The organism is Pseudomonas sp. DR48 (assembly GCF_019823085.1).
In the GTDB taxonomy this organism is placed as follows: domain Bacteria; phylum Pseudomonadota; class Gammaproteobacteria; order Pseudomonadales; family Pseudomonadaceae; genus Aquipseudomonas.
Map to the genome: position 1 here is coordinate 7174324 of NZ_CP081946.1, position 19024 is coordinate 7193347.

General features: G+C 59.0%; 22 protein-coding genes. 9 read left to right on the top strand and 13 right to left on the bottom strand.

Annotation, left to right across the window (positions count from 1 at the left end):
• Window positions 1-4: 4 nt before the first annotated feature.
• Window positions 5-658: a thiopurine S-methyltransferase gene (locus K5K95_RS32590; RefSeq protein ID WP_222587860.1), complete on the bottom strand. Its 654-nt coding sequence runs from the start codon at window positions 656-658 to the stop codon at window positions 5-7.
• 103 nt (window positions 659-761) lie between these two features.
• On the opposite strand from K5K95_RS32590, the gene K5K95_RS32595 reads away from it, so the two are divergent.
• Window positions 762-1529, top strand: a complete 768-nt coding sequence (locus K5K95_RS32595; RefSeq protein WP_222587861.1) for a DODA-type extradiol aromatic ring-opening family dioxygenase — start codon at window positions 762-764, stop codon at window positions 1527-1529.
• Window positions 1530-1638: 109 nt separating this feature from the next.
• Here K5K95_RS32595 and K5K95_RS32600 read toward each other — a convergent pair whose 3' ends face one another.
• A complete protein-coding gene (locus K5K95_RS32600) occupies window positions 1639-3312 on the bottom strand; it encodes a DEAD/DEAH box helicase (RefSeq protein ID WP_059403638.1) in 1674 nt (557 codons plus the stop codon).
• A gap of 422 nt (window positions 3313-3734) precedes the next feature.
• Here K5K95_RS32600 and K5K95_RS32605 point away from each other — a divergent pair, with 422 nt between their 5' ends.
• Complete coding sequence (locus tag K5K95_RS32605) at window positions 3735-4526, top strand: crotonase/enoyl-CoA hydratase family protein (RefSeq protein ID WP_222587862.1); 792 nt, start codon at window positions 3735-3737, stop codon at window positions 4524-4526.
• Between the two features lie 116 nt (window positions 4527-4642).
• Here the strand turns inward: K5K95_RS32605 and K5K95_RS32610 are convergent, their stop codons facing one another.
• Complete coding sequence (locus K5K95_RS32610; protein WP_222587863.1) at window positions 4643-5398, bottom strand: spermidine synthase; 756 nt, start codon at window positions 5396-5398, stop codon at window positions 4643-4645.
• 148 nt (window positions 5399-5546) lie between these two features.
• Between K5K95_RS32610 and K5K95_RS32615 the strand changes: the two genes are divergently transcribed.
• On the top strand, window positions 5547-6893 hold the full coding sequence (locus tag K5K95_RS32615) for a class II 3-deoxy-7-phosphoheptulonate synthase (protein ID WP_222587864.1): 1347 nt from the start codon (window positions 5547-5549) through the stop codon (window positions 6891-6893).
• Window positions 6894-6937: 44 nt separating this feature from the next.
• On the opposite strand, the gene K5K95_RS32620 is transcribed toward K5K95_RS32615, so the two are convergent.
• A complete protein-coding gene (locus tag K5K95_RS32620; RefSeq protein ID WP_222587865.1) occupies window positions 6938-8167 on the bottom strand; it encodes a winged helix-turn-helix domain-containing protein in 1230 nt (409 codons plus the stop codon).
• A gap of 64 nt (window positions 8168-8231) precedes the next feature.
• Window positions 8232-8447, bottom strand: coding sequence for a DUF1127 domain-containing protein (locus K5K95_RS32625; RefSeq protein ID WP_010461302.1), 216 nt, complete (start codon window positions 8445-8447; stop codon window positions 8232-8234).
• Between the two features lie 96 nt (window positions 8448-8543).
• On the opposite strand from K5K95_RS32625, the gene K5K95_RS32630 reads away from it, so the two are divergent.
• On the top strand, window positions 8544-9398 hold the full coding sequence (locus K5K95_RS32630; RefSeq protein WP_222587866.1) for a LysR family transcriptional regulator: 855 nt from the start codon (window positions 8544-8546) through the stop codon (window positions 9396-9398).
• Here the strand turns inward: K5K95_RS32630 and K5K95_RS32635 are convergent.
• The gene (locus K5K95_RS32635; protein WP_409999747.1) at window positions 9388-10122 is read right to left on the bottom strand and encodes a sulfite exporter TauE/SafE family protein; all 735 of its coding nucleotides are present in this window, start codon (window positions 10120-10122) and stop codon (window positions 9388-9390) included. The genes K5K95_RS32630 and K5K95_RS32635 overlap by 11 nt on opposite strands.
• Before the next feature lie 249 nt (window positions 10123-10371).
• Between K5K95_RS32635 and K5K95_RS32640 the strand changes: the two genes are divergently transcribed.
• On the top strand, window positions 10372-10833 hold the full coding sequence (locus tag K5K95_RS32640; protein WP_222590497.1) for a MarR family winged helix-turn-helix transcriptional regulator: 462 nt from the start codon (window positions 10372-10374) through the stop codon (window positions 10831-10833).
• Between the two features lie 342 nt (window positions 10834-11175).
• Window positions 11176-11595, top strand: a complete 420-nt coding sequence (locus K5K95_RS32645; protein ID WP_047527178.1) for an organic hydroperoxide resistance protein — start codon at window positions 11176-11178, stop codon at window positions 11593-11595.
• A 139-nt stretch (window positions 11596-11734) separates the two neighbouring features.
• Here K5K95_RS32645 and K5K95_RS32650 read toward each other — a convergent pair whose 3' ends face one another.
• The gene (locus K5K95_RS32650; protein ID WP_007943632.1) at window positions 11735-12304 is read right to left on the bottom strand and encodes an elongation factor P; all 570 of its coding nucleotides are present in this window, start codon (window positions 12302-12304) and stop codon (window positions 11735-11737) included.
• Between the two features lie 48 nt (window positions 12305-12352).
• On the bottom strand, window positions 12353-13516 hold the full coding sequence (gene earP, locus K5K95_RS32655) for an elongation factor P maturation arginine rhamnosyltransferase EarP (RefSeq protein WP_409999711.1): 1164 nt from the start codon (window positions 13514-13516) through the stop codon (window positions 12353-12355).
• 124 nt (window positions 13517-13640) lie between these two features.
• On the opposite strand from earP, the gene K5K95_RS32660 reads away from it, so the two are divergent.
• Both K5K95_RS32660 and K5K95_RS32665 read left to right on the top strand, forming a co-directional pair.
• Window positions 13641-14051: a hypothetical protein gene (locus K5K95_RS32660; protein ID WP_222587868.1), complete on the top strand. Its 411-nt coding sequence runs from the start codon at window positions 13641-13643 to the stop codon at window positions 14049-14051.
• A 2-nt stretch (window positions 14052-14053) separates the two neighbouring features.
• On the top strand, window positions 14054-14536 hold the full coding sequence (locus K5K95_RS32665) for a transcription elongation factor GreAB (protein WP_222587869.1): 483 nt from the start codon (window positions 14054-14056) through the stop codon (window positions 14534-14536).
• Window positions 14537-14545: 9 nt separating this feature from the next.
• On the opposite strand, the gene cysB is transcribed toward K5K95_RS32665, so the two are convergent.
• The 5 genes from cysB to K5K95_RS32690 form a co-directional block, all read right to left on the bottom strand.
• Entirely contained in the window at window positions 14546-15520 is a 975-nt protein-coding gene (gene cysB / locus K5K95_RS32670; RefSeq protein ID WP_008148549.1) for an HTH-type transcriptional regulator CysB, read from the bottom strand.
• A gap of 117 nt (window positions 15521-15637) precedes the next feature.
• Window positions 15638-16141 carry a universal stress protein gene (locus K5K95_RS32675; RefSeq protein WP_222587870.1) on the bottom strand — a complete coding sequence of 168 codons (504 nt, stop codon included), beginning with the start codon at window positions 16139-16141 and terminating at the stop codon, window positions 15638-15640.
• 95 nt (window positions 16142-16236) lie between these two features.
• A complete protein-coding gene (locus K5K95_RS32680) occupies window positions 16237-17142 on the bottom strand; it encodes a 5'-nucleotidase (protein WP_222587871.1) in 906 nt (301 codons plus the stop codon).
• 25 nt (window positions 17143-17167) lie between these two features.
• Window positions 17168-18124, bottom strand: coding sequence for a putative 2-dehydropantoate 2-reductase (locus K5K95_RS32685; RefSeq protein ID WP_222587872.1), 957 nt, complete (start codon window positions 18122-18124; stop codon window positions 17168-17170).
• Complete coding sequence (locus K5K95_RS32690) at window positions 18121-18507, bottom strand: thioredoxin family protein (RefSeq protein WP_222587873.1); 387 nt, start codon at window positions 18505-18507, stop codon at window positions 18121-18123. The genes K5K95_RS32685 and K5K95_RS32690 overlap by 4 nt, the downstream gene beginning before the upstream one ends.
• On the opposite strand from K5K95_RS32690, the gene K5K95_RS32695 reads away from it, so the two are divergent.
• Window positions 18506-18949 carry a PilZ domain-containing protein gene (locus K5K95_RS32695; RefSeq protein WP_090186450.1) on the top strand — a complete coding sequence of 148 codons (444 nt, stop codon included), beginning with the start codon at window positions 18506-18508 and terminating at the stop codon, window positions 18947-18949. The two genes, K5K95_RS32690 and K5K95_RS32695, sit on opposite strands and share 2 nt — an antisense overlap.
• The last annotated feature ends 75 nt before the right edge of the window (window positions 18950-19024 follow it).

A 19024-nucleotide genomic window follows, 5' to 3' on the forward strand; every position in this document is an offset into this window, starting at 1 on the left:
CCTATCAGCTGGAAACCCGATACACCCGTTCTTCCAGCCGCGTCAGGCCGTTCTCGATGAACTTCCCGTTCTCGCTCAACACGTCCTGATCCTCGAGAATCTTCAACGTCCACGATGAGCCGAACAGCCGCTGCACTTCGTTATCCAGCACGGCAAATGGCGGCCCTTCCATTTGTGCCTGGTCGTAATCCAGGGTAATCAACAGACCCAGGGAATCCTTCGGCACGATCCGCTTCAGATGTTCGGCGTATTGCTCACGCATCTTCGGCGGCAAGGCGATCAGCGCAGCGCGGTCGTACAGCGCGCTGCAATCGGCAACATCGCCAGCCGTCAGCGCGAAGAAATCACCACACCAGATTTCGATCGAGCCTGCGCGATAGACCGTGAAAGGGCCTTGGTCGCTGACATCCGGGTCAAATTGATGCTCGTGGAAAAAGTCTTCCACCGCTTTTTCCGACAACTCGACCCCCAGCACCTCGTGACCGCATTTCGCCAGCCACAGCAGGTCCAGGCTTTTGCCACACAAAGGCACCAGTACGCGCGAGCCCTCTTCCAGGTCCAGCTGCGGCCAGTACCGTTGCAGATATGGATTCACTTGCGGCAGGTGAAAGCCGATCTGATTCGACGTCCACCGCTTGTGCCAAAACTCCGGCTGCATAATTAATCCCGAAAATTCGATCAAAAGACTCTAAAACTTATATTAGATTTAGATCAATGATCTGACTGAAGATGGTGCCATCTTACCCCTCAGGAGCTCTTTCATGTTCCCCAGCCTGTACATATCCCATGGCTCGCCGATGTTGGCACTGGAACCGGGTGCCAGCGGTCCGGCTCTCGCGCGCCTGGCTGCACAAATGCCCAAGCCCAGGGCCATCGTGATTGTATCCGCGCACTGGGAAAGCAACGAGCTGCTGGTCGGCGGCAACCCGCAGCCCGACACTTGGCATGACTTCGGTGGTTTCCCCAAGGCCTTGTTCGAGGTGCAATACCCCGCGCCCGGTGATCCGCAACTGGCGGCAGAGGTTGTCGAGTTATTGAAGGCTGCTGAATTGCCGGCGCGCATCGACGCCAAGCGGCCGTTCGATCACGGCGTCTGGGTGCCGCTGTCATTGATGTACCCGCAGGCCGACATTCCGGTGGTGCAAGTGTCGCTGCCAACCCGTGGCGGTCCGGCCCTGCAAACCCGTGTCGGTCATGCGCTGGCAAGCCTGCGCGAACACGGCGTGCTATTGATCGGCTCCGGCAGCATCACCCATAACCTGCGCGAACTGGACTGGCATGCCGGCCCGGAAAGCGTGGAGCCTTGGGCGAAATCCTTTCGTGACTGGATGATTGAAAAACTCGCGGCCAACGATGAAGCCGCGCTGCACGATTATCGTCAGCAGGCACCGAACGCGGCGCGCAATCATCCCAGCGATGAGCATTTACTGCCGTTGTACTTTGCCCGGGGTGCCGGCGGAGCGTTCAACATTGCCCATCAAGGATTCACCATGGGAGCGTTGGGCATGGACATTTACCGGTTTGGATAACCTGTAAACCGATTCACGCCCTACACGAGCAGGCATAAATCGCAGGCAAAAAAAAATCCCCGAACCAGTCGGGGATTTTTTATGTGCGATCAATCAGCCCGAGAGCGGATCAATCTTCGCGATAGCGACGCAGCTTCAACTGCTTACCAGCAACGCGAGTGTCCTTAAGCTTGGTCAGCAGACGCTCCAGACCATCTTCAGGCAGTTCGACGAGGCTGAAGCTGTCACGCACCTGGATGCGACCGATCGCTTCACGCGCCAAGCCACCCTCGTTGAGGATAGCGCCCAACAGGTTCTTGGCGGCGATACCGTCACGCGCACCCAGCGCGGTACGGCAACGGGCACGACCTTCGGCCAGTGGAACCGGAGCACGACGCTCACGATCACCACGGTCCGGACGATCACCGGTACGCTCTGGACGATCGCCACGCGGTGCGTTGTTCGGCACCAGTGGACGTTCTTTCTCGATCGCGGCCAGGGTCAGCGCCTGGGCGTTGGTTGCCTTGCGCAGCAGAGCAGCGGCCAGTGCACGCGGGGTGCAACCGATGTCGGCAGTCAGGCGATCCAGCAGTTCACCGTGAGTCGATTCGGCATCAGCGACCAGCGGCGACAGGCTGTTGGTCAACTTCTTGATGCGAGCATCGAGAACAGCCTGGGCATCCGGCAGGCGAACTTCGGCAACCTTTTGACCGGTTACACGCTCGATCACTTGCAGCATGCGGCGCTCACGTGGAGTCACCAGCAACAGCGCACGACCTTCGCGACCGGCACGGCCAGTACGGCCGATACGGTGAACGTAGGATTCCGGGTCGTAAGGCATATCCACGTTGAACACGTGAGTGATACGCGGAACGTCCAGGCCACGAGCAGCAACGTCGGTCGCCACAACGATGTCCAGACGGCCATCCTTGAGGGATTCGATTACGCGCTCACGTTGGTTCTGGGCAATGTCACCGTTCAGCGCAGCGGCTTTGTAGCCTTTGGCTTCCAGGGCACTGGCCAGGTCCAGGGTCGCTTGCTTGGTGCGCACGAACATGATCAGGGCGTCGAAGTCTTCCACTTCCAGCAGGCTCAATACAGCCGAGGTCTTCTGGTCAGCGTGAACCAACAGGTGAGCCTGTTCGATCGCGGTAACGGTCTGAGTCTTGGTCTGGATCTTCACGTGTTGCGGATCGCGCAGATGGCGTTCGGCAATGGCACGGATAGACTGCGGCAAGGTGGCCGAGAACAATACGGTCTGACGGGTTGGAGGCAGAGCCTTGAAGATGACTTCGAGGTCGTCCATGAAACCCAGTTTGAGCATTTCGTCCGCTTCGTCCAGAACCAGGTGGTTCACGGTCGACAGGACTTTTTCGTCGCGACGCAGGTGGTCGCACAGACGGCCCGGAGTGGCGACAACGATCTGTGCGCCATTACGGATTGCTTTCAGTTGTGGGCCCATCGGGGCGCCGCCGTAAACGGCCACAACGGTAACGCCCGGCATTTGCTTGGCGTAGGTTTCGAAAGCGGTTGCTACTTGCAGCGCCAACTCACGGGTTGGCGCCAGGATCAGGGCTTGCGGCTCGCGCTTTGCAGGATCGATGCGATGCAGGATCGGCAGGGCGAACGCGGCGGTTTTACCCGTACCGGTTTGCGCCTGACCAATCATGTCGTGACCGGCCATGATGATCGGGATCGATTGCTGCTGAATAGCCGAAGGCTCTTCGTAGCCGGTCGCGATGACGGCTGCAAGGATATTCGGATTAAGATTAAAAGCGGCGAAGCCGCCGGTTTCCTGGGTCATGGGTCTGCCTCTAAGTGCATCCGCAAAGACCCATGCTCCAAAGCTGCGCATGCCGTGTAAGACTCAAGAGTCGCCCTGGCTGCTTTGTCGGCGGGGATTTGCGAAAACGAATGAATGAAAAAGATTCGTTAAGGGAGAGTCCGCTGTGCGGACGTGCAGCCGAAGCTGACTTCGGGGAATTGCGCTACCTAAACGCGGCCCGGTTAAAGGCCGGCGCGCACTATACCGGAATTCGCCCAAAAAGGGAGCATTATTTGTCGGAAAACTGACGGATTCACCGTTGTGTCACAGGCTTTGCGGATATTTGTGCAACGGTCTATTTTTCAAAGGCCCGGCCCCGCTGACGATGACGCTAAAACGGTTCACCCTTGCGATGCAGACCTTCGGTCTGACCTCTCCTTTGCGCCCCGAGGAAAAGCTTCATGAATCAGTCCGGCTCCAGTCGTGTAACCCGCGAGCGACACGGTCATGTCCTGATGATCGGCCTGGATCGGGTGGCCAAGCGCAATGCGTTCGACCTCGACCTGCTAAATGAACTGAGCCTGGCCTATGGCGAGTTCGAGGCCGACAGCGAGGCGCGTGTGGCCGTGGTGTTCGGTCATGGCGAGCATTTCACCGCCGGGCTCGACCTGGTCAGCGCCAGCGCGGCCCTGGCCGAAGGCTGGCAGGCGCCGCCCGGAGGTTGCGATCCGTGGGGTGTGTTTGCCGGACCCAGGGTCAGCAAACCGGTGATTGTCGCCGCCCAAGGCTACTGCCTGACCATCGGTATCGAGTTGATGCTGGCCGCCGACATCAATCTCTGCGCCAGCAATACCCGTTTTGCCCAGAAAGAAGTGCAGCGCGGGATCTTCCCCTTCGGCGGTGCCACCTTGCGCTTGCATCAAGTCGCCGGCTGGGGCAATGCCATGCGCTGGCTGCTGACCGGCGATGAATTCGACGCCCATGACGCGCTGCACCTGGGGTTGGTGCAGGAAGTCATGGCCAGCGAGGATCTGCTGCCGCGGGCGATTGAATTGGCTGAGCGCATTGCCCGGCAGGCCCCGCTGGGGGTACAGGCGACGTTGATGTCTGCGCGCCAGGCTCGTTATGAAGGGGAAACCGTGGCGGCAAAGGCGTTACCGCCGCTGGTGAAGAAGCTGTTGGCGAGCGAGGATGCCAAGGAAGGTGTGCGGTCGATGATCGAAAAACGGCCCGGCGTCTTTAAAGGGATTTGAGGGATGTGTTGGCTATGAGGCCCCTTCGCGGGCAAGCCCGCTCCCACAGGTTTTGTGATCGATGCAAATAACTGTGGGAGCGGGCTTGCCCGCGAAGGGCCTTCACAGACACCCAATCATGTCGCCGGGCGAATCGCCTTGATCAACGACTGCAACGAATAGCCCAACCGCGGCGCCAACCCTTCAGCCCGGGCAATCAGCCCATCCATGTCCAGCTCCTGGTCCAGTTCCGAAGGCACCAGCAGAATCACGTTGCCCTCCTTCACCGGCAGCTCCCAGTAATGGCGGTGATAGAGCCCGCGTAACAGCGCCGCGCCTAATGGTTTGCCGTCGTCGGTGGCCCATTGATTGATCACCAGCCAGCCACCCGGATTCAGGCGTTTCTGACAGTTTTCCAGAAAACCCCACGCCAGATGCCCGACACCCGGGCCGACATCGGTGTAAAGGTCGACAAAGATCAGGTCCGCCGGCTCTGCCGTCTCCAGCAGCTCCAGTGCATCGCCGACGCGAATGTAAAGACGCGGATCGTCATCCAGCCCAAGGTATTCGATGGCCAGGCGCGGCACGTCCGGGCGCAACTCGATGGCTTCGACGTCTTCGAGCGGCAGAAACTTGAGGCACGCCTGAGTCAGCGTGCCGGCCCCGAGCCCCAGAAACAAAGCACTTTCCGGGTGTTCGTGACACAGCGCGCCAATCAGCATTGCCCGCGTGTAATCGTACTCGAGCCAGCTTGGATCGGCGGTAAATACGCAGCTCTGCTCGATGGCATCACCGAACTCCAGAAACCGGTAATCGGCCACTTCCAGCACGCGAATCACGCCGAACTCATCCTGTACCTCGGCGAGCAGATGCTCGACGCGCTCCTCAGTCATTTCGTCTCCTGATCGTCACCGGCCCGGCAACGCGATAAACCGCAACATGAAGCGGCAAAGGCGCGATTGTCCGCGAAGCGACCGGAACAGGTCACGCACTAATTTGCTGATAACATGGAGGTCCGAGCGGAAAAACCTAGAGAACATGATGAGCCAACCCTGGAGTCCTGACAGCTGGCGCGCCCTGCCGATCCAGCAACAACCCCACTACCCTGACGCCGCACATTTGCAGCAGGTCGAGCAAACCCTGGCCAGTTATCCGCCGCTGGTGTTTGCCGGTGAGGCTCGGGAGTTGCGCCGTCAGTTTGCCGAAGTGACCCAAGGCCGCGCGTTTCTGCTGCAAGGTGGCGACTGCGCCGAGAGCTTCGCCGAGTTTTCCGCCGCGAAAATTCGCGACACCTTCAAAGTGCTGCTGCAAATGGCGATCGTCATGACCTTCGCCGCCGGTTGTCCGGTGGTCAAGGTCGGGCGCATGGCCGGTCAGTTCGCCAAGCCGCGTTCGTCCAACGACGAAACCATCGATGGCGTCACCCTGCCCGCCTACCGTGGCGACATCGTCAACGGTATCGGCTTCGACGAAAAGAGCCGCGTGCCGGACCCGGAACGCCTGCTGCAGTCGTATCATCAGTCCACCGCAACCCTGAACCTGCTGCGTGCCTTCGCCCAGGGCGGGTTTGCCGATCTGCATCAGGTGCACAAATGGAACCTGGACTTCATCGCCAACTCGGCGCTGGCTGAAAAATACAGCCACCTGGCCGATCGCATCGATGAAACCCTGGCCTTCATGCGCGCCTGCGGCATGGACAGCTCGCCACAATTGCGCGAGACCAGTTTCTTCACCGCCCACGAAGCCTTGCTGCTGAACTACGAAGAAGCCTTCGTGCGCCGCGACAGCCTGACCAACGATTATTACGATTGCTCGGCGCACATGCTGTGGATCGGCGACCGCACTCGCCAGCTCGACGGCGCCCACGTCGAATTCCTGCGTGGGGTGAACAACCCGATCGGGGTCAAGGTCGGCCCGAGCATGAACCCTGATGACCTGATCCGCCTGATCGACGTGCTCAACCCGGACAACGATCCAGGTCGCTTGAACCTGATCGCGCGGATGGGTGCGAACAAGGTTGGCGATCACTTGCCGCAACTGATCCGCGCCGTACAGCGAGAAGGCAAGCAGGTGCTTTGGAGTTCGGACCCGATGCACGGCAATACCATCAAGGCCAGCAGCGGCTACAAGACCCGCGACTTCGCGCAGATCCTCGGCGAGGTGAAACAGTTCTTCCAGGTTCATCAAGCGGAAGGCAGTTATGCCGGCGGTATCCACATCGAGATGACCGGGCAGAACGTGACCGAATGCATTGGTGGCGCGCGGCCGATTACTGAAGACGGGTTGTCGGACCGGTATCACACTCATTGTGATCCGCGGATGAATGCCGATCAGTCGCTGGAGTTGGCGTTTCTGATTGCCGAGACCTTGAAGCAGGTTCGACGCTAAACCGCATCGCCCCCATCGCGAGCAAGCTCGCGATGGGGGCAACGTCAGTCACCGCCAATCCGAGCCAATGCCACCCGCAACCGCGCCGCACTCTCGCGCTGACAATTCAACTGAATCCGCTCAAGCCCCAACCAATCCGCCATCTGCCGCAGATTCACCGCCAACGCCAGCATCCCGGCTTCATCCAGCCCCGACTCTTCCTCATGCACGGCATGCACTGCCAAGCGGCTCAACGCTCGCTCAGCGCGCAGGTCAACCCGCGCGGCTATCTGTTCATTGTGCAGAAACGGCAACACGTAATAGCCGTAGACCCGCTTGCCCTGAGGCGTATAGATCTCCAGCCGGTAACGGAAATCGAACAAGCGCTCGGTTCGACTGCGCTCCCAGATCAGCGAATCAAAAGGTGACAGCAACGCGCTGGCCTCGACTTTGCGCGGCACTTTCGGCTCGGGCAGGCAGTAAGCCGGTTGGCGCCAGCCCTGAACCTCACAAGTCTGCAACTCACCCGCTTCCACCAGTTCCGCCAGCCGCGGCCGACTGTCCGCCGGGTTCAGGCGAAAATAATCGCGCAAGTCCTTTTCCGTCCCGACACCCAACGCCGTCGCCGCGTGTAACAACAGCCCGCGCTGGGCCTCGGCCTCACTGAGCAGTGGCTGTTGCAGTATTGCCGAAGGAATCACCCGCTCAGGCAGGTCATAGAGGCGCTCGAAACCACGCCGGCCAGCGACGGTGACTTCACCGGTGGCGAATAACCATTCCAGCGCATGCTTCTCGTCGCTCCAATCCCACCACGGCCCTGCCCGCTCTTGACGGGTCGACAGGCTTCCTGCGCCCAAGGCACCGAGTTCCTCGACCGAAGCCAGGACCCGACGAATTGTGTCTTGCTGCTCACGTCCGAATCGCGCCAGTTGCTGATAGATGTCTTCGCCGCGGGTTGCACGCTGCATGCGCCAGCGCATCAGGGGATACATCGACAAGGGCAGCAACGAGGCTTCGTGGCCCCAATACTCAAACAACGTGCGTCGACGGCCCTGACTCCAGGCAGCCTGGTCGAGCAAATCGGGAGGGTAATTACCAAGGCGGGAAAATAGCGGAAGGTAGTGCGAGCGCACCAATGCATTGACCGAATCGATCTGCACAATGCCCAGTCGTTCGATCAGCCGGTTGAGCTGAACCGGTTTGATCGCCGCTGGCGGTTGCCGCCCGTTGAACCCTTGGGCGGCCAGCGCCAGACGTCGAGCCTGTTTGAGGGTAAAGGACACTGTTGCGGGCATGAGCATCTCCCTGTCTGCTCGCAACCTACCTCACCGGGAAGGGGTTTGAGTAGCGATGAACTCATCATTTATGCATTGGATCGTCCCAGAACGGTCTGACCGATTCATGCTCTACATCCGCACGACTCACGCCGATGTCTTTCAGTGCTTCGTCGCTCAAGCTCGCCAGCAGTTCACGCTCACGATGAAGTTCGTACCAGCGACTAAACTTGTGCAGCAGATCGGATACCGCGTGGATTGAGAATTTTTCTTCCGTTACATGTTCGTTATGACCTTTCATCTTGATGTCCTCCGTTGGGGATGGCTCAAGTCTCGCCCCAGCGCTAAGATCAATCCAACGAATGTTTCTGATGGTAACCATCTCGGAGATTGATGGATGTCGGCGTACCCCAGTATCGATACCGATGTACTGCGCACCTTTGTCGCCATCGCCGATCAAGGCGGTTTTACCCGTGCCGGTGAACTGGTCAACCGCACGCAGTCCGCGGTCAGCATGCAGATGAAACGCCTGGAAGAAGACGTATTGCAGCGCCAGTTGTTTGAGCGCGACGGGCGTCAGGTCAAGCTGACGGCGGAAGGCCAGGTGCTGCTGGGCTATGCGCGGCGCATTCTCAAACTCCACAGCGAAGTCTTCAATACCCTGCGCGAGCCGCACATGATCGGCACGGTGCGCATCGGTACACCGGATGATTACGTGATGCGCTTCCTGCCTGGGATTTTGTCGCGCTTTGCCAAGATCTATCCGCTGATCCAGATCGAAGTTCACTGCGAATCAACCAAGCAGTTGCTGCAGCGTCAGGACCTCGATCTGTCGATCATCACTCGGGAGCCGGGCACCGAAATTGGCCAGTTACTGCGCAAGGAGCGCTTTGTTTGGGCCGAAGCGCAATGCTTCAGCGCCCATGAGCAGACGCCGCTGCCACTGGCGATGTTCAACAGTGATTGTTTCTGCAGGCTATGGGCGTGTAATGCGCTGGACGCGATGGGGCGTGATTACCGCATCGCCTATAACAGTTCGAGTCTGTCGGCACTGATGGCCGTGGTCAGCGCCGGTCTGGCCGTCACCGCGCAACTGGAAAGCCTGATCACGCCGGACATGCGCATCCTCGGTGCCGCCGAAGAGCTGCCGCTGTTGCCGGAAGCCTGCATCATGCTGGTGCGCAACCTGCACAACCCGTCACCGATCACCGAGTGTCTGGCCGAGCATATCGTCGAAGGCTTCAAACTTTAAACGCGAGCATCACCGCGCACAGCACCAGAAATCCGCAGAACAACCCGCGCAGCAGCCGCTCCGGCATGGCGTGGGCAATCCTCACGCCCCAACTGATGCTCATCAAACCACCGACCGCCAAGGGCAGACCGACCAGCCAGTTCACTTGATGGTGCACCGCATAAGTCACCAGGGTGACGCCGGTGCTGGGCAGCGCCAATGCCAGCGATAACCCCTGAGCCACCACCTGGGTGGTGCCGAACACGCTGGTCAACACCGGCGTTGCCACCACTGCACCGCCAACCCCGAACAATCCGCCCATGGTGCCGGATGCCGCACCCAATACTCCCAACCATGGCCAGGAATAGCGCATCTGCGCAGAGGCCGGTGCGTTGGCGGTAAACATGCGCACCAGGTTGTAAGCCGACAGGACAATCAGGAAGGCGACGAAGCCGATTCGCATGGTTTGTGCGTCGATCCCGACGGCCCAGATCGAACCAAGCCAGGCAAAGCAGAACCCCATCGCGGCCAACGGCAGCGCATGACGCATTTCGATGCGATTGCGCTGGTGATAACGCCACAGCGCCAGCATCACATTGGGCACCACCATCACCAGCGCCGTGCCTTGGGCGATCTGTTGATCCATACCGCACAACACACCGAGCAACGGTATCGCGATCAAGCCGCCGCCGATGCCGAAGATGCCGCCCAGGGTTCCCAACGCTGCGCCGAAGGCCAGGTACATGAAGATATCAATCACAAGCGATTTTCCTTTAGTCAGGCCGCCCATCCTACGCAGTCGACGCTGGCGGCGAAACGCAAAGCAAGGCACAACAGCTGTGGAAACCCTCGAATACCTGAAGACCAGCTTCGACCCCATCCTCCTTGGGATTTGCCATTACAGAACAACCTGGATCGCCACTAGTCCAGAATTATCTGGCGCATTAAAGATTCGCCCGCTAGATTCATGACGATGACTGATCAAGGTTTTGAAATGGACACCGAGCGCAACACCCCTGACACCTACGAACAACTGCTGCTGGATAACCAGATCTGCTTCGCCCTGCATTCCACTTCGCTGCTGATGACCAAGGTCTACAAGCCGCTATTGCAGGCGCTGGGCCTGACCTATCCGCAATACCTGGCGATGATGGTGTTGTGGCAGAAGGACGGATTGACCGTCGGTGAAATCAGCTCGCAGTTGCTGACCGATCCCGGCTCACTGACGCCTCTGCTCAAACGCCTGGAAGTCGAAGGCCTGCTGACCCGTACCCGCAGTCGTGAAGACGAACGGGTGGTGATTGTCGAACTCACCGAACAGGGACGCGCATTGCGCGACAAGGCACGCAGCATTCCCCAGTGCATCCTCGCTGCCAGCGGACAGACGCTGGAGCATCTGCAGAAGCTGCAAGCGGAGCTTCAGGACCTGCGCAGTAATCTGCAAGACAGCCTCTGAATCTCAACCCCCCACAAATCCCCTGTGGGAGCGAGCCTGCTCGCGATTAGCGGTGCTTCAGTCAACATCAATGCTGAATGACACACCGCTAATCGCGAGCAAGCTCGCTCCCACATTTGTTTTGCGCAGTCCTCTCTGCCCCGCGCCACTTAAAAAACCTTCGTCGAAAATCTGGCTGCGACAGCTCTATCTCAGTACTCCCAACCAACACCCGCCTGAAAACCAAAACTTTTTTTAAAATTTATCTTGCGCGCTAACTATTAGCGCGATACATTCACTCCGCACTTACTTAGCGCGCAAACATTTAGCGCAGAACACTCAAACCCGAACGAGGCTCACATCATGCAAACTCTCTACACCGCAATCGCAACCTCCACTGGCGGCCGTGACGGTCGTGCGGTTTCCAGCGACAACATCCTCGACGTCAAACTCGCCACGCCAAAAGAGCTCGGCGGTGCCGGCGGCGCAGCAACCAACCCTGAACAACTGTTCGCCGCCGGTTACTCTGCCTGCTTCATCGGCGCACTGAAATTTGTCGCCAGCCAGACCAAGCGCAGCATCCCCAACGACGCATCGATCACCGCCCATGTCGGCATCGGCCAGATCCCTGGCGGCTTCGGTCTGGACATCGATTTGCACATCAGCCTGCCGGGTCTCGAACAAGCCGACGCGCAAAGCCTGGTCGACGCCGCCCACCAGGTCTGCCCGTACTCGAACGCCACCCGTGGCAACGTCGACGTGCGCCTGCACGTGACTGTCTAAGCGCTGAAGTGGTTAGCCAGTCTGCGAAGAGCTCAAGCAACACCTGAAGAATTAGCGCTCCCGCAGAGGCCTGTGTGTTTCTGGCAGGCACAAAAAAGCCCGACTCAATGGTCGGGCTTTTTCATTCCTGAAGCAGTGCTTATTTAGCACGGCCTTTGTAGGAACCGCCTTCGCGGGTATCGATCTCGATCATGTCGCCGATTTCGATGAAGTCAGCAACCGACAGCTCGGTACCGTTCTTCAGTTTGGCAGGCTTCATTACCTTGCCGGAAGTGTCACCACGAGCGGAACCTTCGGTGTAGTCAACCTGACGCACGATGGTGGTCGGCAGTTCTACGGAAACCAGACGCTCTTCGAAGAAGATCGCTTCGCAAACATCGGTCATGCCTTCTTCAACGAAAGGCAGAACGGCTTCGATGTCTTCAGCGTTCAGCTCGTACATGGTGTAGTCGGTGGTGTCCATGAACGTGTAGGTGTCGCCGCTGATGAAGGACAGGGTCGCTTCTTTGCGGTCGAGGATTACGTCGTCCAGTTTGTCGTCGGCGCTGTAAACGATTTCGGTCTTGTAACCGGTCAGCAGGTTTTTCAGCTTGGTCTTCATGATCGCGCTGTTACGACCGGATTTGGTGAATTCAGCTTTCTGAACCAGCCAAGGATCGTTTTCGAGACGGATCACGGTACCGGGTTTCAGTTCTTTACCAGTTTTCATTGCGAATATCCGAATTTGGATGGGATTTACAAAAATCTAGGCCGCGTATCATATCCAATTTACATAAAACTGTACCAGCGCTGCGGCAAGATCGGCCTGCAAGGCCTGTTCCAGACACCACACCTCGGCATGTTTTTGTAGCTCGGGCCAGTGTTTACGGGTCGCTAGCCAGTGGTCAGACATATCATGACCTGCATTCCACGTTCGCCAAAGACCGCTGATCGCCTCGCTGGCAGGCTCGGACAGGCCCTTGACGTACAGCGCGAGGAAGGCATCGAGCTTGTCGAGGTGGATGTCTTCGTCCTGCCGATAGATGTGCCAAAGCAGCGGCCGCCCGGCCCATTGCGCGCGGACAAAGGAATCTTCACCGCGCACGGCATTGAAATCGCAGCACCACAGCAGGTGGTCATATTGATCCTGCCGGACGAACGGCAACACCTGGACGGTCAAGGCTTCGCGAACGTGCATCGCGCCCGCCGCTAACCCGTCAATGCCAAGCCAGCGTTCAACATCCCCCAGGATCCGGCCTTCAGGCACCAGCAGATGCGTGGGCGTCGAATCAGCGGCCATCGTATCGAGCCAGCTGGCCAGCCCGGTATTCTCATAGGCGAACAGCGAGATCAGTTGGGCGTTTGGCGCTCGATCAATCCCCAGGCCTTGCAGGAATTCACGCTGAGCTTGAGGGTTTTGCTGAAATTGCCTACGTCGTTCAAGCAGACCGCTTTCACGCAGCAACCCCCCGGTGCCTTTTTGAAAGCCCGGGAAGAAGAAGTACTTCTGCACGCTCTTGTACTTCACCGACGGCAAACCGTGGCAGCCGATCACCCAGTCCTCGGCGCTGAGGTAGTCGAGGTTCATCCACAGCGGCGGCTTTTCCCGCGCAGCCATCGCATCCATATAGGCGCTTGGCAATTGGCAGGCGAACGCGGCGATCACTACGTCCGCCGCCTCGGTGGATGGCCAGTCGGTTTCGGTTGGCCAATGACGCACTTCCACTCCCTGCTGCCACTGCTGCGAAGCTTCTCTGTCGATTTCCGGACAGATCTGTTCGAAGGCGCGCAGATCATCGACCCACAAACGTACCGCGACCGAGTGCTCGGCCACCAGTTGTCGGGCCAGGCGCCAGGTCACGCCGATGTCGCCAAAGTTGTCGACCACGGTGCAAAAAATATCCCAGCGCCAGCGGTTTTTCACTTGAGGCATTTCAGGCATTCCAGGCTCCCGTTGGCAAAGGCGCCGATTGTCCGCATAAATTACCTCGTGCAGAAGAGCCGACGGCGATTAATCTTCGTGCGACAATCGCCATTCCCCCGCGAACACCCGCCAGGAGGCAGCCATGCCCTACCGTCCCAACCCGCGCCGCCCGTTGCCGGTCCAGCTCAACGCGTTGCAACTCAGCGGTAGCATAGCCCTCGGTGTATGGCTGGGGTTCATCGCCATCGCGCTGACCTGCTGGCTCGCCTCGCGCCTGCTGTTCAGCGAGCAACTCGCGCCGGTGGCCGCCGTGGTGGAGCAATTGGCAAAACCGCCGGAAGCAGCGCGCCCGGTGCCGGACATCCCGCCGCAAAGCCCGATATTTCAACAATACGAAGAGAACCTGCGCAAGAACGAGCAGCAGCAACGCATGGATCAGGCCCGCAGCAGCAGCCGCAATCTGTCCAATCCGAAATGCCAGTTCTGGCTGCAACAGGACCAGACCGCGCCGAGCGAAAAAAGCCGCGCCAACGTCCTGCAATTCTGCGACTGATCATGAATAAACACTCTGTCCACCAACTGATTCTGGCCAAGCTGCGCGTCGATCTCGACATCGCCGAGCGTGCCGCGCAAACCGCGTACGAAACTGCGACTCACGAAGAAAACATCGCCGAAAACAAATACGACACCCTGGGCCTGGAAGCCTCTTATCTGGCAGCTGGACAGGCTAAACGGGTGGAAGAAATCAGACAGTCGCTCGCACTTTGCCAGAACCTGACCTTGCGTCCGTATGACGAACAACGCGGGATCGAAGTGGGCGCCCTGCTGGGTCTGGAAGACGAAAAGGGTCGCGAACAATGGTTGTTCCTGGCCCCCGATGCGGCGGGTTTGAAGGTCGATCTGGTGGGGCAGATGATTACCGTCATCACCCCTCGTTCACCGCTGGGCAAAAGTCTGCTGGGCAAGTTCGAAGGGGACGAGGTGGAGATTCTGGTGGCAGGCGCTCGGCAACAGTTTGCTGTTACCGAGGTGGTCTAGAAAGGAAGATTAATGGACCGGCAGTTCGACGCCGTCGAACAGCTCTTCCAGTTCCTGCTTGTTGTGGCACTGAATGGCCTTGGCCATGACTTCGCGGGTCAGGTGCGGTGCAAATTTCTCGATGAAGTCGCACATGAAACCACGCAGGAAAGTGCCGCGACGGAAACCGATCTTAGTGATGCTGGATTCGAACAGATCGCTGGCATCGAGCATCACCAGGTCGCTGTCGAGTTTGGCATCGACCGCCATTTTCGCCACGATGCCCACACCCAGACCCAGGCGCACGTAAGTCTTGATCACGTCGGCGTCGGCGGCGGTGAACACCACTTTCGGCGTCAGGCCGCGGTGGCTGAACGCTTCGTCGAGTTTCGAACGCCCGGTGAAACCGAACACGTAGGTCACGATCGGGTATTCGGCCAGGGCTTCGAGGGTCAGCTTCGACAGCTTGGTCAGCGGATGGCCTTGAGGCACGACCACGCAGCGGTTCCAGCGATAGCACGGCATCATCACCAGGTCACCGAACAACTCCAGCGCTTCGGTGGCGATGGCAAAATCCACCGTACCGTCAGCCGCCATTTCAGCGATCTGCATCGGCGACCCCTGGTGCATGTGCAGCGCGACGTCCGGGTATTGCTTGATGAAATTGCTGATCACCGGCGGCAACGCGTAACGCGCCTGGGTGTGCGTGGTGGCGATCGACAGGGTGCCTTTCTTCTCGTTGGAGAATTCCTGGGCAATCTGCTTGATGCTTTCAACCTTGCGCAGGATCTCGCCGGCGGTGGTGATGATGCGCTCGCCGGCCGGGGTGACGCGGGTCAGGTGCTTGCCGCTGCGGGCAAATACCTCAACGCCGAGTTCGTCTTCCAGCAGACGGATCTGTTTACTGATGCCCGGTTGCGAGGTGTAAAGGCTTTGGGCGGTAGCGGAAACGTTGAGGTCGTGGTGCGCCACTTCCCAGATGTAGCGCAGTTGTTGAAGCTTCATATGAATCCCTCAAAGCAGGTAGACGCCACGGGCATCAGCGACGGTATATAACTATATTAAAGGTTTGAAGAATAAATCTAGAACTTTTTTATCAGACTGACACTATTTATTCGTGTTCTAGCGATCCCCTTTACGACGACGCTCTACCAGCGGCACCAGGTACACCGGCACCCGAGACAGTTGCAACACCCGCGCAGCGGTCCTGCCCAGAGGCGTTTCCGCGCCAGCACCATGGCTATGACTACCTACGATCAACAAATCCACGGAGAGTTTCTGCGCCTGGTCGAGAATCACCTGCGACGGATCGCCCTGCAGCACCCGCACCGCTTGAATCCGCGCCAGGTCCAGCTCTCCTTCATCTCCCAGTTCTTCGCGAAAGCTGTCGAGTACCCGCTTCTCGATATTGGCAATCACCGTGTTCAGGCCCTGACTGTGAAACTCGTTCAAGGCCTGCTCATCGAGGTAACTCTGAAGTACTGATTCGGCAAACAACCCCATCGGCTCAACCGCATGCACCACATACAGGTCGGCATTGAAGGTTTGCGCCAGTGCCAATGCATGCTGCATCACCAACGGTGCGTACAGACCGAGGTCAGTGGCATACAGCATCGAACGAATCATATGACCTCCTCGCGTGCCAAAATGGCGGAGATTTGATTCAGCTTAGCAGCGCCGTGGCGAGTACGACGTCTGACGTAACACATTGAACCGTGGGCTTAAACTTTTTGCTCATTGCTTATGCCATGGGGCACGTGACCGGTGGCAACCACTTCGCGGGCCAGTTCGCAGTGACCCGCCTGGTCGTCGAAAAACACGTCGGCGGCAAAGGCTTCGAGGAATGCCGACTTGGTCAGGCCGCCAAGAAACAACGACTCGTCCAGACGAATATCCCACTCGCGCAAGGTGCGGATCACCCGTTCATGGGCCGGTGCCGACCGTGCCGTCACCAGGGCGGTGCGGATCGGACAAGCGTCATCGGGGAACTCGCGCTGCAACAGATTGAGGGCGGCGAGGAAGCCTTTGAACGGGCCACCCCGCAACGGTTCACGAGCCGATTCGCGCTCGCTGGCCTGAAACGCTTCCAGCCCGCCGGACTGATAGACCCGTTCCGACTCGTCGGAAAACAGCACCGCGTCACCGTCAAAGGCAATGCGCAGTTCATCGCTGGCCGCGCGGCTGGCTCCGCCCGACAAAATCGTCGCGGCGGCAAAGCCGGCGTCCAGAGCACTGCGCACATCTTCGGCATGGGTCGACAAAAAGAGGTCGCAGCCAAAAGCCTTGAGGTATGGATAAGGGCTGCGTCCACCGACAAACGCCGCGCGGGAAATCGCCAGGCCATAGTGATGAATCGAGTTGAACACCCGCAGGCCGGTGTCGGCGCTGTTGCGCGACACCAGGATCACCTCGACCCGGGCACGACCGAGGCGGGTGTTCAGGCTCAGGAGTTTTTCCACCAGCGGGAAGGCATCGCCGGGTTCGAGGATTTCGTCTTCGTGTTCAATCTGATATTGCCGGTAGGCCTCGACGCCACTCGACAGATAGACCTTGTGACTTTCACTCAGGTCGAACAGTGCCCGTGAAGAAATCGCCAGCACCAGTTTGTCGTCGATAGTCTTTGCCATGCCCTTCCCCCTCAGATTGATCGACTCACCTGTTGCGTCGATCGATAAAACTCAAACTGCGATACAAAGCTTCGATTCTAGGCAACTCGCACCCCGCCGCTTGGGCGACCGCCAGCGGCCTTGCGTAGATCGCTTGCAGTTCCAGCGGCCGCTTGTGCAGAAAATCGTGGTGCATGCTCGGCCGATAGTCGGGCATTTTTTCAGTCATCATGAACAGGTAATCAGCATAACCGGCCGGCATATCGTGCCCGCAGGCCTTTGCCCCCTGCACCACTTCGGCCATCAGTGCCTTGATCAGTTCCCGGCTATCGATATCGGCCATCAACGGCGCGGTACTCGCCCCGAGCAATACCGACAAACCGTTGTAGGGGATATTCCAGACCAGTTTCTGCCAGCGCGCCTGGTGCAGGTTCGGCATGGCCTGGGAGTCGATGCCGGCTGCACGAAACAACCCTGCGCCCTCCTCGACAATCGCCATGCGCGCCTGATCGTCGATAGCCGGACCACTGTGATAGCCGATGTTGACCGCGCCGAGCGCCTGATGGGTGATCACGCCCGGGGCTTCGCGATGGACGCAGATCAGGCACAGGCCGCCCAGCAAGTGCAGCGAATCGGGGAGCAACTCGCGCAAGCTGTCTTCGACGTCCAGGCCATTTTGCAGCAGCAGGACCTTGGCATTCGGGGCCGCAGCCTGAATGATGGCGGGCGCCAGGTCCGCGTTGCTGGTGGTTTTTGCGCCAACCAGCAACCAGTCGCAGGCGGGCATGTCTTCAGCCGACGAGTAGGCCTGGACCGGATTCAGCGTCAGCGCACCATGCACGGCACTGTTGAGTTGCAGACCGCGCTCGGCCACCGCGGCGAATTCACTGCGCAACAGGAAGTGCACATCAAAACCGGCACGCGCCAGCATCACCCCGTAGAACCCGCCGATCGCCCCGGTTCCGATAATACCGATTGTCGGTTTGGCAACTGCCCCCATCATGGCAACTCCTCTGCAATTCGATTGAGCGCCTGCCCCACGGCCTCGTTGAGCTCGAGGCCGGTCAGGCGCGACTGTACTGGCCCGAAGAACTCGCCGTCGCGCACCACAAACAGCGCCGGCAAATGAAAAACCTGATAACGCTCGACCAACCCGCCATTGTCCCCGGCATCGATCCAGCACAGCCGGTCGATCGCCAGATCAAGTCTTGGCAATTGCTCTCGTGCAAACCGGCAGGAGGCGCAGCCGACACTGGTGAAAATCACCAGCGAAACACCGCTTGATGCCAGCAGCCGTTGGTCGGCGTCGAAATCAGTCAGATCCCATTCGACCACTATACTGGGGAGAACAATGTCAGATGGCCGACACATGGAGTCCGTGCTCATGGGACGTTTTATTCCTCATCCTGACGATGTGCCTGTTGAATTAACGTTACTCAAACCTGAGTGTATTTCACGGCAACAGCTGCACACTATCAGCCTGGGCGGCATGGCTTGCAATTACCACCGCGCGTGGCGCCACGGTACGGCGCTTGAAGTTCGCATGCCGACCCTCAATCCCGATTTGCGTTTTCTGGGCTATGTGGCCTGGTGCTTGCGCCGAAAGCGCGGCTATCTTGTGGGCATCGCCTTCGTTGACGAGCAGATGATGTTCAGCGCCCGCATGGGTGAGCAGGTGTGCCAGATCGAACGTTACTGTCGCCAGCATGACTCGCACAATGACCTGCAGGAAACCCAGGCCCTGGCCCTTGAATGGGTCCAGCAGCATGCCGACGAGTTCTCTCACGACACGGTTCGCAGGGCCTTTGCCCAGGCTGTGCTGGATTAGGTGGCGCTCTCAATTCGTGAGAATGCCCCCTAAACCGGCGTCTGCCCATTGTCGAGCAGGCGCCTAACGCGCTAA